Origin of the sequence: Pseudomonas tructae (genome assembly GCF_004214895.1) — a bacterium.
GTDB lineage: Bacteria > Pseudomonadota > Gammaproteobacteria > Pseudomonadales > Pseudomonadaceae > Aquipseudomonas > Aquipseudomonas tructae.
Genome location: NZ_CP035952.1, coordinates 1,734,994 through 1,750,792 on the forward strand (window position 1 = coordinate 1,734,994; position 15,799 = coordinate 1,750,792).

The 15,799-nt window shown below is 62.6% G+C and carries 15 protein-coding genes; 9 read left to right on the plus strand and 6 right to left on the minus strand.

Annotated elements, in window-relative coordinates:
* Positions 1-13: 13 nt before the first annotated feature.
* The 3 genes from EXN22_RS07985 to EXN22_RS07995 are packed head-to-tail and all read right to left on the minus strand — an operon-like array spanning position 14 to position 3,806.
* Positions 14-1,312 carry an NAD(P)/FAD-dependent oxidoreductase gene (locus EXN22_RS07985; RefSeq protein WP_130263549.1) on the minus strand — a complete coding sequence of 433 codons (1,299 nt, stop codon included), beginning with the start codon at positions 1,310-1,312 and terminating at the stop codon, positions 14-16.
* Complete coding sequence (locus EXN22_RS07990) at positions 1,309-2,388, minus strand: polyamine ABC transporter substrate-binding protein (RefSeq protein WP_407691946.1); 1,080 nt, start codon at positions 2,386-2,388, stop codon at positions 1,309-1,311. The genes EXN22_RS07985 and EXN22_RS07990 overlap by 4 nt, the downstream gene beginning before the upstream one ends.
* A 59-nt stretch (positions 2,389-2,447) precedes the next feature.
* Positions 2,448-3,806, minus strand: coding sequence for a glutamine synthetase family protein (locus tag EXN22_RS07995; RefSeq protein ID WP_130263551.1), 1,359 nt, complete (start codon positions 3,804-3,806; stop codon positions 2,448-2,450).
* Between the two features lie 174 nt (positions 3,807-3,980).
* Between EXN22_RS07995 and EXN22_RS08000 the strand changes: the two genes are divergently transcribed.
* From EXN22_RS08000 to nadA, 4 genes are all read left to right on the plus strand, one after another.
* Entirely contained in the window at positions 3,981-4,895 is a 915-nt protein-coding gene (locus EXN22_RS08000) for a helix-turn-helix domain-containing protein (RefSeq protein ID WP_130263552.1), read from the plus strand.
* A 53-nt stretch (positions 4,896-4,948) separates the two neighbouring features.
* Complete coding sequence (locus EXN22_RS08005) at positions 4,949-5,818, plus strand: isocitrate lyase/PEP mutase family protein (protein WP_130263553.1); 870 nt, start codon at positions 4,949-4,951, stop codon at positions 5,816-5,818.
* 54 nt (positions 5,819-5,872) lie between these two features.
* Complete coding sequence (locus EXN22_RS08010) at positions 5,873-7,369, plus strand: YdgA family protein (RefSeq protein ID WP_130263554.1); 1,497 nt, start codon at positions 5,873-5,875, stop codon at positions 7,367-7,369.
* A 226-nt stretch (positions 7,370-7,595) separates the two neighbouring features.
* Positions 7,596-8,654 (plus strand): quinolinate synthase NadA, encoded by a 1,059-nt coding sequence (gene nadA / locus EXN22_RS08015; protein WP_130263555.1) that lies wholly within the window; start codon positions 7,596-7,598, stop codon positions 8,652-8,654.
* Positions 8,655-8,733: 79 nt separating this feature from the next.
* Here the strand turns inward: nadA and EXN22_RS08020 are convergent, their stop codons facing one another.
* Positions 8,734-10,167 carry a M48 family metalloprotease gene (locus EXN22_RS08020; protein WP_130263556.1) on the minus strand — a complete coding sequence of 478 codons (1,434 nt, stop codon included), beginning with the start codon at positions 10,165-10,167 and terminating at the stop codon, positions 8,734-8,736.
* A gap of 124 nt (positions 10,168-10,291) precedes the next feature.
* Here EXN22_RS08020 and EXN22_RS08025 point away from each other — a divergent pair, with 124 nt between their 5' ends.
* Both EXN22_RS08025 and EXN22_RS08030 read left to right on the plus strand, forming a co-directional pair.
* Complete coding sequence (locus EXN22_RS08025; protein ID WP_130263557.1) at positions 10,292-10,531, plus strand: sulfurtransferase TusA family protein; 240 nt, start codon at positions 10,292-10,294, stop codon at positions 10,529-10,531.
* A 24-nt stretch (positions 10,532-10,555) separates the two neighbouring features.
* Complete coding sequence (locus tag EXN22_RS08030; protein WP_130263558.1) at positions 10,556-11,626, plus strand: AI-2E family transporter; 1,071 nt, start codon at positions 10,556-10,558, stop codon at positions 11,624-11,626.
* 91 nt (positions 11,627-11,717) lie between these two features.
* Here the strand turns inward: EXN22_RS08030 and EXN22_RS08035 are convergent, their stop codons facing one another.
* Positions 11,718-12,191, minus strand: coding sequence for a peroxiredoxin (locus tag EXN22_RS08035; RefSeq protein WP_130263559.1), 474 nt, complete (start codon positions 12,189-12,191; stop codon positions 11,718-11,720).
* 10 nt (positions 12,192-12,201) lie between these two features.
* Positions 12,202-12,762 (minus strand): glycine cleavage system protein R, encoded by a 561-nt coding sequence (locus tag EXN22_RS08040; RefSeq protein WP_130263560.1) that lies wholly within the window; start codon positions 12,760-12,762, stop codon positions 12,202-12,204.
* A gap of 260 nt (positions 12,763-13,022) precedes the next feature.
* Between EXN22_RS08040 and dapA the strand changes: the two genes are divergently transcribed.
* The 3 genes from dapA to EXN22_RS08055 are packed head-to-tail and all read left to right on the plus strand — an operon-like array spanning position 13,023 to position 15,799.
* Entirely contained in the window at positions 13,023-13,910 is an 888-nt protein-coding gene (dapA, locus tag EXN22_RS08045) for a 4-hydroxy-tetrahydrodipicolinate synthase (RefSeq protein ID WP_130263561.1), read from the plus strand.
* 17 nt (positions 13,911-13,927) lie between these two features.
* Complete coding sequence (gene bamC / locus EXN22_RS08050; protein WP_130263562.1) at positions 13,928-15,040, plus strand: outer membrane protein assembly factor BamC; 1,113 nt, start codon at positions 13,928-13,930, stop codon at positions 15,038-15,040.
* Positions 15,041-15,799, plus strand: coding sequence for an MBL fold metallo-hydrolase (locus tag EXN22_RS08055; RefSeq protein ID WP_130263563.1), 759 nt, complete (start codon positions 15,041-15,043; stop codon positions 15,797-15,799).

Here is a 15,799-nt window from a genome sequence, read left to right on the forward strand (position 1 = left end):
CCAGGCCGGGTGCTCAGCCAAGTACCTCGCGCAGCCGGTACCAGAACATTCCCAATGCCAGCAGCGGCGAACGCAGGGCCTTGCCACCCGGGAAGGTCAGGTGCGGCACCGCGCTGAACACATCCAGGCCCTGGCTGTGGCCGGCATGAATGGCCTCGGCCAGCAGTCGCGCGGTCCAGTGGGTGACGTTCAGGCCGTGGCCACTGTAGCCCTGGGCGTAGAACACGTTCGGGTGCTGCTGCAGGCGGCCGACCTGAGGAAAGCGATTGGCGGTGATGCCGATCTTGCCGCCCCACTGAAAATCGATGCGGGTGTCCGCCAACTGCGGGAACACCTTGAGCATCTTCGGCCGCATGTAGGCGGCAATATCCTGTGGGTCGCGTCCGGAATAATGGCAGGCGCCACCGAACAGCAGGCGTCGATCAGCAGACAGCCGATAGTAGTCCAGGCCAACCTTCTGGTCGCACAGCGACAGGTTCTGCGGGATCAGTTGCTCGGCCTGTGCCGGTGACAAGGGCTCGGTGGCGATGATGTAGCTGCCAGCGGGCAGTACCTTGCCGCTCAGGCGTGGTTCCAATTCGTCCAGATGTGCGTTGCAGGCCAGCACCAGGCTGCCGGCGCGTACCGTGCCGTGGCGGGTGCGTACCTGTGCGCTGGCGCCATGGCGGATCTCCAGCACCGGGCTCTGTTCGAACAGGCGCACACCCAGGGCCTGGGCTACGCGCGCCTCGCCCAGGACCAGGTTGAGCGGGTGCAGGTGGCCCGAGCCGCGATCGATCAGGCCGCCGGCATACAGGTTGGATGCGACCACTTGCTGCATCTGTTCGGGGCCGACCAGTTGCGTTTCATGGCGATAGTCCAGTTCGGCCAGGCTTTGTTGCTCGGCGCGAAAGGCGGCGAACTGTGCCGGGGTGTTGGCCAGTTCGCAAAAACCCCAGCGCAGGTCGCAATCGATGGCGTGTTCGCGGATGCGCTCGGCCACCACCTCGACCGATTCGATCCCGGCGCGCTGCAGGTACTTCACCCCGTCCTGGCCGACATAGCGGGCGAAGCCTTCGACTTCGTGGCCGATGCCACGAATCAGTTGGCCACCGTTGCGTCCGCTGGCACCCCAGCCGATGCGCCGGGCTTCCAGAAGGATCACCGAGAGCCCGCGCTGGGCCAGTTCGATGGCGCAGTTGACGCCGGTAAAGCCGCCGCCAATCACGCAGACATCGGCTTGCAGGTCGGCGCCCAAGGCAGGGTAGGCCACCTGCGTGTGGGCCGTGGCGCTGTAGTAGGAGCGGGCATGTTCACAGGTGTGCTGGTTCATTTGTTCGACTTCACTTTGCTCCAGGAGCGGGTCATCAGGCGCATGATCGCCGGCGTCGGGGTGTTGGAGACATACAGCTTGTCCAGCACCGCTTGCGGTGGGTACACCTCGGGGTTGTTGACCAGCTCGGCGTCCATGTACTGCTTGGCTGGCGGGTTGGCATTGGCGTAACCGACCACGCCGCTGACCTTGGCGATCACCTTCGGGTCGAGCAGGAAGTTGATGAAGGCGTAGGCCTCTTTCGGGTTGCTGGCATCGGAGGGGATGGCCAGCAGGTCGAACCACAGGTTGCTGCCTTCCTTGGGAATGGCATAGGCGATGTTGACGCCGTTGTTGGCTTCCTTGGCGCGGTTGGCGGCTTGGAACACGTCGCCCGAATAGCCGAAGGCTACGCAGATATCGCCGTTGGCCAGGTCCGAGACGTATTTGGAGGAGTGGAAATAGGTGATGTAGGGGCGCAGGGTCAGCAGCTTGGCCTCGGCTTCCTTGTAGTCTTCAGGCTTGTTGCTGCGCGGGTCCTTGCCCATGTAGTTGAGGATTGCCGGGAACAGTTCGTCGGCCGAATCCATGAACGATACGCCGCACTGGCTGAGTTTTTTCAGGTTCTCGGGCTCGAACATCACCGCCCAGGAGTCGATGTGATCGACACCCAGTACCTGCTTGACCTTGTCGACGTTGTAGCCGATGCCGTTGGTGCCCCACAGGTAGGGCACCGAATGCAGGTTGTTGGCGTCGTTCTCCTGGAGGAACTTGAGCAGTACCGGGTCGAGGTTTTTCCAGTTCGGCAACTGCTCGCGGTCGAGTTTGAGGAACGCGCCGGCTTTGACCTGGCGGGCCAGGAAGTGGTTGGAAGGCACCACTACGTCGTAGCCGGTGCGACCGGCCAGCAGCTTGCCTTCCAGGGTTTCGTTGGAGTCGAACACGTCGTAGATGACCTTGATACCGGTGCTGCCCTGAAAATCCGCCAGGGTGGTTTCACCGATGTAGTCGGTCCAGTTGTACACGCTGACACTGGGCTGGGCCTGGGCCGCAGCGCTGACCAGCAGCGCCAGGGTTGCAGTTGCGACTGTTTTCATGGGACGCATATCGACACCTTTTCGAATTGTTGTTTTCGATACTGCTGACAGGCTTGGGCTCAGACGCTGAGCAGCAGGAACTCGCGCTCCCAGGAGCTGATCACGCGCTTGAAGTTTTCGTGCTCGGCACGCTTGACCGCCACATAGCCGCGCACGAACTTGCTGCCCAGGTATTGCTCGATGGTCGGGCAGTCTTCCATGTGCGCCAGGGCGTCTTCGATGGTGATGGGCAGGCGCAGGTTGCGCCGCTCGTAAGCACGGCCCTGGACCGGGGCGCTGGGGTTTATCTTCTCGACCATGCCCAGGTAGCCGCACAACAGGCTGGCCGCAATCGCCAGGTACGGGTTGGCGTCGGCGCCGGGCAGGCGGTTTTCCACGCGCATTGCCTCGGGGCTCGAGGTCGGTACGCGCAGGCCCACGGTGCGGTTCTCCTCACCCCATTCGACGTTGACCGGCGCCGAGGTGTCGGGCAGGAAGCGGCGGAACGAGTTGACGTTGGGGGCGAACATCGGCAGCACTTTGGGGATGTACTTCTGCAGGCCGCCGATGTGATGCAGGAACAGCTCGCTCATCTGCCCGTTGTCGTCGACGAAGATCGGCTTGCCGCTGGCGATATCGACCACGCTCTGGTGCAGGTGCATGGCGCTGCCCGGCTCATCGCCCACAGGTTTAGCCATAAAGGTGGCGGTGACGTTGTGCTTGAGCGCGGCCTCACGCATGGTGCGCTTGAACACGGTGATCTGGTCGGCAAGGTCCAGGGCGTCGCCATGCCGGAAGTTGATTTCCATCTGCGCCGGGCCGTCTTCGTGGATCAGTGTGTCGAGGTCCAGGCCCTGGGCTTCGCACCAGTCGTAGACGTCTTCGAACAGCGGGTCGAATTCGTTGGCGGCGTCGATCGAGAATGACTGGCGGCCGCTTTCGGCCCGGCCCGAGCGGCCCAGGGGCGCTTGCAGCGGCAGGTCCGGGTCTTCGCAACGCTGGGTCAGGTAGAACTCCATCTCCGGGGCGACGATTGGCTGCCAGCCCTTGTCGGTGTAAAGCTTGAGGACTTTCTTGAGCACGTTGCGCGGCGACAGCTCGATCGGGTTGCCCTGTTTGTCGAAGGTGTCGTGGATGACCACGGCCGTCGGCTCGATCGCCCATGGCACCACATACACTGCGGCCGAGTCCGGGCGGCAGATCATGTCGATGTCGGCAGGGTCGAGCAGGTCATAGTAGATGTCGTCGTCGACAAAGTCCCCGGTTACCGTTTGCAGCAGTACACTTTCCGGCAGGCGCATGCCTCGCTCATGCAGGAACTTGTTGGTCGGTGCGATCTTGCCGCGGGCGATGCCGGTCAGGTCGCTGACCACGCATTCGACTTCGGTAATCTTGTGTTCTTTCAGCCACGCGGACAGCTGATCGAAAGGGGCATTCATAAAGACCTCGTTATTGGTTTTATCCACGCCAGGACCGGCAGTTGCGACCGGCTTGCCACCCAAGCGGCTTCCCCTGTAGCGCGTTGAGGTCTATCTTGGGTGACGCTTGCGTATTCGATCTATCCACTTTCAGCAAGACAAAAATGCACCAAAAGAGTGCATAAAGAGCAGCTCATGACAGTGTCAACGCCCTTGCGGGTTCAAGCTTTCAACACCGCCGATGTCACCGAACAGGTCCGCGCCACCCCGGGCTGGACCCAGCATTACCAGCAGATGTCGCCCGGGCATTTTGCCGGCCAGTTACGCTGCCTCGACCTGCAGGGCGTGGAGATCTACGAGGAGTGCATGAACACCCGGGTCGAGCAGAATTTCAGTGCGCCGGCCGGCTCCCTGGCATTCTGTTTCGACCGCAGCGACCACAGCCTCTACGTGCTCAATGGTGAAAGCCGCAACATCTGGATCACCCCGGAAAACTACCAGGAAGTGGCGGTGGTGTTCGGCCCGGCGTTCGTCCAGCGCCACGGCCTGGACATTGCCCGCCTCGACGGTTTGTTCATGGCGCCGCTGAACTCGATGCAAAACGATCTGTTCAGCCGCTGGTTGAGCGGGACCCTCACGCGTCTGTCCCAGGCCATCGACCCGCCAAGCCAGGACGCGCTGGCTGAGCAGCTGTTCGAAGACTGCCTGTTCATCCTCGATAACGCGTGCATCTGCCTCGATCGCGGCGCGTTGTGGCGGCGCAGCGAAGAGCGGGCGATCATGCGTAAAGTGGGCGAGTGGGCGGCCGATTGCCCGGAAGAAACCTTGAACCTTTTGGCGCTTGCCCGGGTTGCCGGGGTGCCCGTGCGCCAACTGCAGCACGCCTTCAAGGCCTTTACCGGCATGGCCCCGGCGCAGTGGTTGCGCTTGCGTCGGCTCAACAGTGCGCGGCGCGAGCTGCTCAGTTGCAAGTCCGGTGACACCACCGTGGCCGAGGTGGCCATGCGCTGGTCGTTCTGGCACCTGGGAAGGTTTTCCGACAGCTACCGCAAGCTGTTCAAGGAACTGCCCAGCGAGACCCGCAAACGCGCGATGCTGTCAGTCAGATAGCCAGCAGTGGTAATGTTCGACCCACTAAATGAAGTCGATAGCCTGGAAAGACCATGCCAAGAGCCTCCCACCAAGACCTGCGTCGCGCGTTCCGTCAACTGCTTGCCTCACCTGTCTGCTACCACACCGCCTCCGTGTTCGACCCGATGTCGGCGCGCATTGCCGCCGACCTGGGCTTCGAGGTGGGTATCCTCGGTGGATCGGTGGCATCCCTGCAGGTGTTGGCCGCCCCTGACTTTGCCCTGATTACCCTCAGCGAATTCGCCGAGCAGGCGACGCGGATCGGCCGGGTGGCCCAGTTGCCGGTGATTGCCGACGCCGACCACGGTTATGGCAACGCGCTCAACGTGATGCGTACGGTGACCGAACTTGAGCGGGCCGGGATTGCCGCGCTGACCATCGAAGACACCCTGCTGCCAGCCCAGTTCGGGCGCAAGTCCACCGACCTGATCAGCATCGCCGAAGGCGTTGGCAAGATCCGTGCGGCACTGGAGGCGCGGGTTGACCCGGAGCTGTCGATCATCGCCCGCACCAACGCGGCACTGATTCCCACCGAGGAAGTCATCGCCCGCGTCGTGGCCTACCAGAACGCCGGTGCCGATGCGTTGTGCATGGTTGGCGTCCGCGATTTCGCCCACCTTGAACAGATTGCCGCGCACACCCGCGTGCCGCTGATGCTGGTGACCTACGGCAACCCGCAGTTGCACGACGATGCGCGTCTGGCCGAGCTGGGCGTGCGCATCGCCGTCGACGGCCATGGCGCCTACTTTGCCGCCATCAAGGCCACTTACGACTGCCTGCGCGAACAACGCGGCATCACCTGCAGCACCTCGGACCTGAGTGCCACCGAACTTACCCATACCTACACGCAGCCGGACGACTACATCGTCTGGGCCCGCGAGTACATGGATGTCAACGAATAAGCCCCAAGGCTTAGCCAAAGCAACAACTCTCTACAAATGGAAGCGAAACAGTTCATGAAGAAATCTACAGGCGTAGTCGGGCTCGTGGTAGCAGTGGCAGCGGTATGCACGGCGGGTGCCTGGTACACCGGCAAGCAATTGCCAGGCGTGCTGGAAACCACCCTCGCCGAGTCCAATGCCCAGACCAAGCAGGCGCTGCTGGGTATGGACACCAGCATGGTGCTGGAGCTGGTGTCGCTGGACACTCATCTGTTCAGCAGTACCGCCAAATATCGCCTCAAGGTGCAGAACCTGCAGGTTGGCGAAGAGCGTAAAAGCTTTGACCTGAGCTTCGTTGACCAGATCGAGCACGGCCCGCTGCCGCTGTCGCGGGTCAAGGCCCTGAAGCTGATGCCGGTTATGGCAGCCAGCCATTACACCCTGGAAAAAGACGTCGCCACCGCCGACTGGTTTGCCCTGACCAAGGACGTTTCACCGCTGCAGGGCCAGGTCGCCTATGGGTATGACCGCTCGATGGACAGCGCTTTTCAGGTAGCGCCGCTGGAGTGGAGCGAGGAGGGTTCGTCGCTGAAGTTCTCCGGTCTGGAAGTCACCGGTCATGCCAGCGAAGGGGCCGAGCGGGTTCAGCTCACCGGGCAATCGGCTGGCCTGACCCTGAACCTTTCGGCTGCAGACCGTGCGCCGCTGAAAGTCGAGATCAAGGGCCTGAGCCTGACCGGCGACATGACCAAGACGCCGTTCGGCTTCTATGTCGGCAAGATGGACGTAGCCCTGGCTGACAACGTCGCAACCTTCGGTGATGAGCAGAAGGTCCTGACGCTCAAGGGGCTGGCGCAGAACAACGAATACAAGAACGACGGCGACAAGCTCTCGGTGCGCATGGAGTACAAGGTTGCCGACATCAACTTCGACGGCAAGCCAATCGGCGCCGCCGAGATGGTCTGGAGCCTGAAGAGCCTCGACATTCCGGCCATGCAGGCGCTGATTGCCTGGTACCAGAGCCGTCTGCCAGAGTTCCAGCAAGCGGCGGCAGAGGGAGCGGGCATGCCGGAGCTGGCGATGACCGACGCCGAGAAAGCCCAGGTACGCAGCGATGTCCAGCGACTGTTGGCGGCCAAGCCGCAGATCGCCCTGGAGAACCTGTCGTTCAAGACCGCCAATGGCGAAAGCCGCTTCAGCCTCAGTGTAGACCTGGCCAACCCGGCGTCCCTGGACCTGCCACCGCAGGAGCTGTACAAGCAGCTGATCACCCAGCTGCAGAGCAAGCTGTCGTTGTCCAAGCCGATGATCGGTGACCTGGCAACCCTGCAGGCGCAGTTCGAGGGCCAGACCGATGCCAGCATCGTCTCCCAGCAAGCGGCCCAGGCCGGGGAAATGGTCAGCATGATGGCGGTGCAAAGCCAGATGGCCAAGGTCGAGGGCAACGACATTGTCACCACGCTGCGCTATGCCGATGGCATGGTCGACTTCAACGGCCAGAAGATGACCGTCGAGCAGTTCGCCAGCGTGATCATGGCCAACGCCAGCGCCTTGCGGGCGACCGGCGGTTGATGTTCAGGCCCGGGGCGCCCGCCCCGGGCTTGTTTCACTAAAAAAACCTTTTGAATTCATCCGATTATCTGTAGCCTTCGGCATCCTATAAAAACCCGAGGCCGCAGCTGGTCCGTGGTTCTGTGCGCAAGGCTGCCTGGCCCTGCATGCGGAGCCTGTAGCCGATTTGCCAGGGCTCGGTGATACACTCGACTTACGCGCTCAAGCGCCTGCAGGTCCAGCGATCATGACCCAGATTTCCGAACGCCTTCTCGTCCAGGCCCACCTCGACGCCAAGCAGCCCAAGCCGCTGACGCCCGAACAAGAGGCCGATTACCGCGCCGCCATTGCCGCCGAGCTCAAGGCGCAAAATGCCGTGCTGGTTGCCCACTATTATTGCGACCCGGTTATTCAGGCCCTGGCCGAAGAAACCGGCGGCTGTGTGTCCGACTCGCTGGAAATGGCCCGCTTTGGCAAGAATCACGCGGCCACGACCGTGCTGGTGGCCGGTGTGCGATTCATGGGCGAGACAGCCAAGATACTCACACCGGAAAAACGTGTGCTGATGCCGACCCTCGAGGCGACTTGCTCGCTCGACCTAGGCTGCCCGGTCGAAGAGTTCTCGGCCTTCTGTGACAAGCACCCGGAACGCACCGTGGTGGTGTATGCCAACACCTCGGCAGCGGTCAAGGCCCGGGCCGACTGGGTGGTGACCTCCAGCTGTGCGCTGGAAATCGTCGAAAGCCTGATGGACAACGGCGAGACCATCATCTGGGGGCCAGACCAGCACCTGGGTCGTTACATCCAGAAGCAGACCGGCGCCGACATGCTGCTGTGGGACGGTGCCTGCATCGTTCACGAAGAGTTCAAGTCGCGTCAGCTGGCCGACATGAAGGCCTTGTACCCGGATGCCGCGATCCTGGTGCACCCCGAATCGCCCGAGGCGGTGATCGACCTGGCTGATGCGGTCGGTTCCACCAGCCAGCTGATTAGCGCGGCGCAAACCCTGCCGAACAAGACCTTCATCGTCGCCACCGACCGCGGCATCTTCTACAAAATGCAGCAGCTGTGCCCCGACAAGATCTTCATCGAAGCGCCCACCGCCGGTAACGGCGCGGCGTGCCGCAGTTGTGCGCATTGCCCGTGGATGGCGATGAACACCCTGGAGCGCACCTTGCAGTGCCTGCGTGAAGGCACCAACGAAATCTTCGTCGAGCCGGCCCTGATCCCCCAGGCGATCAAGCCGCTCAAGCGCATGCTCGACTTTACCCAGGCGGCGCGGATGAAGTTGTCCGGTAACGCTTGAGGAACCTCAATCGCGGGGCAAGCCCGCTCCCACAGAAGTTAGTTGTCCCCTGTGGGAGCGGGCTTGCCCCGCGATGCTTTTAGCGCATCATGTCCTTGACCATCCGCTGCTGCTCCATCAGCTCACGCTGGCGGGCATCGATCTTCGACGCCAGGACAAAGTTGTTGCCCGCCCGCTGCTTGGCATAGTCGAGCTGCTGCAAGGCTTGGTCAAAGTCGCCGACCAGGGCAAAGTACTCGGCGCGGGCCTGGTGCAGGCCGATGGTATTGCCCGACAAGCCACGCACTTCCGCCACGTCGTACCAGACATCCGGGTCATCCGGACGGTTCTTGAGCAGTGCATCCAGTGCCTTTTCAGCCTCGGCAGGGCGGTTCTGCTTGAGCAGCAGGTCGATGCGCGCCTGTTGCAGCGGGTAGTTGCCGGGATACAGGCCGCGCATCCGCTCGACGCGCTGCTGGGCATCGGCCAGGCGGTTGTTGGTGGTGTCCAGATCGATTTGTGCCAGGTTGTAGGTGATGTCGTTGGGCGCCTTGGCCAGCAGCGGCTTGAGGTTTTCGCGCGCCTCGTTCAGGCGGCCACCCTTGATCTGCGCCAGCGCCAGGCCGTAACGTGCGGCGTCCTGCTGCGGGTTCTCGTCGAGCTGGGCCTGGAAGCGCTTTGCCGCAAGGCCCGGGGTACCTTCGTAGATCAGCGCCACCCGTGCGCGAATCAGTTGATAGCGCTTGCTGTCTTCGGTGCCGCCCTTGGGTGCCTGCTCGGCGCGGTTGCGGGTGTCGGCGATGCGCGATTCGGTGACCGGGTGAGTCAGGAGAAATTCCGGCGGCTTGGCATCGTAGCGGTACTGGCGCATCAGGCGCTCGAACATGGTCGGCATGTTGCGCGGATCGTAACCGGCCTTTTCCAGGTTGAGGATGCCGATGCGGTCGGCTTCCTGTTCGTTCTGCCGGGAGAAGCGTCGTTGTTCCTGGATGGCGGCGGCCTGGGTGCCGGCAATCGCGGCAATGCCGGCATCACCGGCGCCTGCAGCGGCAGCAACGATACCGATCAGCAGCGCGCCCATCATCGGCAGTTGCATGCGCTGCTGGGCCTCGACGCCACGGGCGAAATGGCGCTGGGACAAGTGCGCCAGTTCGTGGGCCAGCACCGAGGCGTATTCGCCTTCGGTCTGGGCATTGAGGAACAACCCGCCGTTGACCCCGACGATCCCGCCAGGGGCGGCGAAGGCGTTGAGTTCACGGCTGTCGATGAGGATGAATTCCAGGCGCCGGTCTTGCAGCTGGCTGGTTTCGGCCAGGCGGTACACGCTGGTTTCGACGTAATCCTTGAGCTGGGGATCGTTCAGTTGATTGACATTGCCCCGCAGCAGGCTGAGCCAGGCGCGGCCCAGTTGGTGTTCCTGCTGTGGAGAGACAATGGCAGAACTGGCGTCGCCCAGTGACGGCAGGTCGTCGGCATGACTCGGTAGCGCCATCAAGCAGGCCAGCGTCAGCAGGGTAGGGCGCAGAAAATTCATGCACGAAGCTCTGATCGACAAAGAACCTTACTGTAGCCCGCTCGCACGTTGGCGACCAGTGGCGGTATCCTACCGGGCTTGTTCAAAATGCTACCTGTGTCCGTATTCCTGCCTGGAGAACCCCATGAGCGCTATCCCGACCCATGACGCCGAACTCGACGCCAGCGGGCTGAATTGCCCGTTGCCGCTGCTCAAGGCGAAGATGGAGCTCAACCGCCTGGACAGTGGCGCGGTGCTCAAGGTGATTGCCACCGATGCCGGTTCCCAGCGCGACTTTCGCACTTTTGCCAGATTGGCCGGTCATACCCTGCTGCGCGAAGAGGCCGAGGCCGGTGTGTACCGTTACTGGTTGAAGAAAGCCTGAGTTTTCTCTGTTAAAGGATCGTCAATGTTCAAGGTGCTTCGCGACTGGATGCAGCGCTACTTCTCCGATGAAGAGGCGGTGGTGTTGGCGGTCTTGCTGTTTCTGGCGTTCACCGCTGTCCTGACCCTGGGCGGCATGCTGGCGCCGGTGCTGGCGGGGATGGTTCTGGCGTTTCTGATGCAGGGCCTGGTCAACGCCCTGGAGCGCCTGCGGGTGCCGAGCCGCTATGCCGTGGCCCTGGTGTTCATGTTGTTCATGGGCGCCCTGGCGGCGTTCCTGCTGGTGCTGGTGCCGTTGCTCTGGCATCAGTTGATCACCCTGTTCAACGAATTGCCGGGCATGCTCGGCAAGTGGCAATCGCTTTTGCTGCTGCTACCCGAGCGCTATCCGCACCTGGTCTCCGACGAGCAGGTGCTGCAAGCCATCGAGGTGATGCGCGGCGAAATCGGCAAGTTTGGCCAGTGGGCGCTGACCTTCTCGTTGTCGAGCCTGCCGCTGCTGGTCAACATCATGATCTACCTGGTGCTGGTGCCGATCCTGGTGTTCTTCTTTCTCAAGGATCGCGAGCAGATCGCCCATTGGGTCAGTGGCTACCTGCCCAAGGAGCGGGCGCTGATGACCCGGGTGGCCGAAGAAATGAACCGACAGATTGCCAACTACATCCGTGGCAAGGGCATCGAGATCCTGATCTGCGGCGTGGCCACGTACATCGCCTTCATCAGCCTGGGGCTCAACTATGCGGCGCTGTTGGCGCTGCTGGTCGGCCTGTCGGTGGTGGTGCCTTATGTGGGCGCGGTGGTGGTGACCGTGCCGGTGACCCTGATCGCGCTGTTCCAGTGGGGCTGGGGTGACCAGTTCATCTACCTGATGGCGGTGTACGCGATCATCCAGGCCCTGGATGGCAACGTGCTGGTGCCGTTGCTGTTCTCCGAGGCGGTGAGCCTGCACCCGGTGGCGATCATCTGCGCGGTCTTGCTGTTCGGCGGGCTGTGGGGCTTCTGGGGGATCTTCTTCGCGATCCCGCTGGCGACCTTGTTCAAGGCCGTGCTGGACGCCTGGCCGCGGCGCGAGCCGATGGTGGCGCCGCTGCTCTGAAAGCATCGCGGCGCAAGTCGGGGCGCCGCATCGCCGCTCCCACAGTTAGTGAAAGAACCTGTGGGAGCGGGCTTGCCCCGCGATTGAGGCCTCAGGCCTTGTTCAGCGCCTGCGCCTGCGCCAATACGGCATCCACATGCCCCGGCACCTTGACCCCGCGCCAGGCCTTGCGCAGCACGCCATCCTTGTCGATCAGGAAGGTGCTGCGGTCCACGCCCAGGTATTCCTTGCCATAGAGCTTCTTCAGCTTGATCACGTCGAACAGCTGGCACAGCGCCTCGTCCTTGTCGCTGATCAGCTCGAACGGGAAGGCCTGCTTGGCCTTGAAGTTCTCGTGGGACTTGATGCCATCACGCGAAACCCCGAACACCAGGGTATTGGCCGCGGCGAAGGCTGCATGCTGGTCACGGAAACCCTGTCCTTGAGTGGTGCAGCCGGGGGTGCTGTCCTTGGGGTAGAAGTACAGTACCACCTGCTTGCCTTTGAGTTCAGCCAGGCTGACGGTCTGGCCGCTGGTGGCCAGTGCCTGGAAATCGGCGACGGGTTGGTCGAGTTCAACGGCCATGAAAGCTTCCTTACATCGGGTTCTGTGGGCGCCACGGTTCGATCAGCGCATCCAGGTTGAGCGCATCGGAGAAGTCCAGGAACTGGTCACGCAGCCAGCTGATCTGGGTGCCGGCCGGCAGGGTCACGGTAAAGGTGGCGTTGAGCATGGTGCCGCCGGTCTGCGGTGCCTGGTAGGTGTCGCAGGTCAGGTTCTCCAGCTCTACATGGTGGTCGATGAAGAACTGGCACAGCTCGTTGATGATATCCGGGCGATAGGCGGCGCTGACATAGGCTACGTACGGCAGCGACAGCGGACGCACCTCAAGCTCGGCGCTGCGCACCACGTTGACGGTGAAGGTGTGCTTCTTGGCCAGGCCCGGCAGTGCGCCTTCGAAGCGCGCCAGGGCGTCCCAGCTGCCAGTGACCTGCAGCACCAGGGCGCTGCACTCGCCATGGCGGGTCAGGCGCGAGGTGACGACCGAGCAGCGATTGTCGTTGCTGGCGCGGCACAGGATGTTGGTCAGCTCCATCGGGTTGGCACCCAGGGCGCTGATGACAAGGAATTGTTCGCGAACGGTGGGGGTGGACATGCAGCATTCCTAAAGCGATGAGCGGTCGGTACCTGGCGTGGCAAAAAGGCCGGTAGGCAGGCGCCCGGGGCTCAGGATCGAGCCTTGGGGCGCAGGCTTCGCCCATTGTCGGCAGCCCGGCGGGCCACTATGTACCGATCAAAGACAGAAGGGTAGCGAAAATGGGCGCCGAGGGGAATGCTCCGCCCGCCTGCTTCGCTTGTGCAAGGCCGATGGCGCCAGTACCATTACCGCTCTCTTTTTCCGGCAGGAGCAGTTTCATGATTGCGGGCAGTATGGTGGCATTGGTCACACCCATGGATGCACAAGGGCGTCTTGATTGGGACAGCCTCGACAAACTTGTAGACTTCCATCTGGAAAACGGCACCCATGCGATCGTCGCAGTCGGCACTACCGGTGAGTCCGCGACCCTGGATGTTGAAGAGCACATCCTGGTCATCAAGCACGTGGTCGAGCGCGTCAAGCGCAGCAAGCACCCCGTTCCAGTGATTGCCGGCACCGGCGCGAACTCCACCACTGAAGCCGTGCACCTGACCCGCAATGCCAAGAATGCTGGCGCCGACGCCTGCCTGCTGGTAGTTCCGTACTACAACAAGCCGACTCAGGAAGGCCTGTACCAGCACTTCAAATACATTGCCGAAGCCGTCGATATCCCGCAGATCCTCTACAACGTTCCTGGCCGCACTTCCTGCGACATGCAGGCCGAGACTGTAATCCGCCTGTCGACCGTGCCGAACATCATCGGCATCAAAGAAGCCACCGGCGACCTTACGCGCGCCAAGGCGATCCTTGACGGCGTGAGCAAGGACTTCATCGTACTGTCCGGCGATGATCCGACCGCTGTCGAACTGATCCTGATGGGCGGCAAAGGCAACATTTCCGTTACCGCCAACGTCGCCCCGCGCGAAATGGCTGATCTGTGCGAAGCCGCCCTTGAGGGCAATGCCGAGAAGGCTCGCGCAATCAACGAAAAACTCATGCCACTGCACAAAGACCTGTTCATCGAAGCCAACCCGATTCCGGTGAAGTGGGCTTTGGTCGAAATGGGCCTGATGCACAAGGGCATCCGCCTGCCACTGACCTGGCTGAGCGAATCCTGTCACGATACGGTACGCCAGGCGATGCGCCAGTGCGGCCTGCAGTTTTAATTGAGGACGTACACCGCATGAAGCGATTGGCTGGTCTTTCCGCCCTTGCCTTGATCATCTCCAGCACCAGCGGTTGTGGCTGGCTTTGGGGTGAAGAGGGTTACTTCCGTGACCGCGGCAGCGATTATCTGGAGGCCACCCAGAAGCCGCCGATGCAGCTGCCACCGGACATCAGCAGCGCCAAGCGGCTCGATCCGCTGCTGCCGATCCCGCGCAATGTCGCCGACGACAGCGTCAAGGGCGAGTTCGAGGTACCGCGTCCGCTGCCATTGAACAGCGCTGCCGACATCAGCGATTTCAGCCTGCAGAAGAGCGGCAGTTCGCGTTGGGTCCTGGCCCAGCGTTCCCCGGCCGAAGTCTGGCCGGTGGCCCGGCAGTTCTTTGAAGACAACGGTTTCCGGATTGCCGAAGAGCGTCCGCAAACCGGCGAATTCAACACCACCTGGCAGCGTTTCGACGAGCTCTCGGCGTCCATGGCCAAGCGCCTGGGCAGTGCCTCGAGCAGCAGCGACAACGAAGTCCGCGCGCGCATCCGCATTGAGCCGGGCGTGCAGCGCAACACCAGTGAAGTCTATGTCGTCACCGTAGAACGCCCAGCCGGCAGCACTGCCGAGCAGGACTTCCCGGCGCGTTCGGCCAATACCGGTGTAGACGCCATCCTGGTCGACGAAATGCTCGCCAGCATGACCCGCAGCGCCGAGAAGGGTGGTTCGGTGTCTTTGCTCGCCGCCCGCGATTTCGACGCCCCGAGCCGCGTCAGCCTGAGCGAAGACGGCAGCGGCAACCCGGTACTGAACCTGGGCGCCGACCTCGATCGCGCCTGGTCCAGCGTTGGCCGTGCCCTGGAGCAGGGTGAGTGGCGCGTTGAAGACATCAACCGCAGCCTGGGCCTGTACTACATCAACCTTGCCGAGAAAGCCGAAACCAAGGAACAGCCAGGCTTCTTCAGCCGCCTGTTCGGTAGCGCGCCGAGCAAGGAAGAGCTTGAAGCCCGCGCCGAGCGTTATCAGGTTCGCCTGAGCAAGGTGGGCGACAGCGTCCAGGTGACCGTCGAGAAGAACATCAACACCGTGGCCCCGGCAGACGTTGCCCGCCGCGTGCTGAGCGTGATTCAGGACAACCTGGGTTAAGTGCGCTTCGCCGTACTTGGAAGTGGGAGCCAGGGAAATGGCACGCTGATCGCCAGTGGCAACACCATGCTCCTGGTCGACTGCGGCTTTTCCCTGCGTGAAACCGAGCGGCGCCTGGCGCTGCTCGGCGTCAGTGCGGCGCAATTGAGCGCGGTGCTGGTGACCCACGAACATGCCGACCACGTGCATGGGGTCGGGTTGCTGTCACGGCGCTACAATGTACCGGTCTACCTCAGCCGCGGCACCTTGCGCGGCCTGCGCAAGCCGGTCGAAGCCGCAGGCTTTCTGGCCGCCAACGACACCTTGCAACTGGGCGACTTGAGCGTCACCGCCGTCGGCGTCAGCCACGACGCGCTGGAGCCGCTGCAGTATGTGTTTGATGATGGCGGCCGGCGCTTTGGCGTGCTGACTGACCTTGGCTCGTACGATGCGGCCCTGCTCAGCAGCTACCAGGGCCTGGATGCCCTGCTGATCGAGGCCAACCACTGTCGCGATCTGCTCGGACGCGGGCCTTACCCGATGTTTCTCAAGCAGCGGGTAGGCGGCGACTACGGACATTTGAACAACCATCAGGCCGCGCGCCTGGTGTCGGAGCTGGACTGGCAGAACCTGCAACACCTGGTGCTGGCCCATCTCAGCAGCAAGAACAACCAGCCACAGCTGGCCCGGCAATGCTTCGTCGATACCCTCGGCTGCGACCCGGACTGGCTGCAAGTGGCGAATCAGGATTCCGGGCTCGACTGGCGTGAAATCGCCTAG

Excerpts from the sequence above, each read along its gene's own strand:
- EXN22_RS08040 (WP_130263560.1), bottom strand. The coding sequence starts at position 12,762 with ATGTCCACCCCCACCGTTCGCGAACAATTCCTTGTCATCAGCGCCCTG.
- EXN22_RS07995 (WP_130263551.1), bottom strand. The coding sequence starts at position 3,806 with ATGAATGCCCCTTTCGATCAGCTGTCCGCGTGGCTGAAAGAACACAAG.
- EXN22_RS08000 (WP_130263552.1), top strand. The coding sequence starts at position 3,981 with ATGACAGTGTCAACGCCCTTGCGGGTTCAAGCTTTCAACACCGCCGAT.
- nadA (WP_130263555.1), top strand. The coding sequence starts at position 7,596 with ATGACCCAGATTTCCGAACGCCTTCTCGTCCAGGCCCACCTCGACGCC.
- bamC (WP_130263562.1), top strand. The coding sequence starts at position 13,928 with ATGAAGCGATTGGCTGGTCTTTCCGCCCTTGCCTTGATCATCTCCAGC.
- EXN22_RS08025 (WP_130263557.1), top strand. The coding sequence starts at position 10,292 with ATGAGCGCTATCCCGACCCATGACGCCGAACTCGACGCCAGCGGGCTG.
- EXN22_RS08020 (WP_130263556.1), bottom strand. The coding sequence starts at position 10,167 with ATGAATTTTCTGCGCCCTACCCTGCTGACGCTGGCCTGCTTGATGGCG.
- EXN22_RS08005 (WP_130263553.1), top strand. The coding sequence starts at position 4,949 with ATGCCAAGAGCCTCCCACCAAGACCTGCGTCGCGCGTTCCGTCAACTG.
- EXN22_RS08030 (WP_130263558.1), top strand. The coding sequence starts at position 10,556 with ATGTTCAAGGTGCTTCGCGACTGGATGCAGCGCTACTTCTCCGATGAA.
- EXN22_RS07985 (WP_130263549.1), bottom strand. The coding sequence starts at position 1,312 with ATGAACCAGCACACCTGTGAACATGCCCGCTCCTACTACAGCGCCACG.
- EXN22_RS08010 (WP_130263554.1), top strand. The coding sequence starts at position 5,873 with ATGAAGAAATCTACAGGCGTAGTCGGGCTCGTGGTAGCAGTGGCAGCG.
- EXN22_RS08035 (WP_130263559.1), bottom strand. The coding sequence starts at position 12,191 with ATGGCCGTTGAACTCGACCAACCCGTCGCCGATTTCCAGGCACTGGCC.
- dapA (WP_130263561.1), top strand. The coding sequence starts at position 13,023 with ATGATTGCGGGCAGTATGGTGGCATTGGTCACACCCATGGATGCACAA.
- EXN22_RS07990 (WP_407691946.1), bottom strand. The coding sequence starts at position 2,388 with ATGAAAACAGTCGCAACTGCAACCCTGGCGCTGCTGGTCAGCGCTGCG.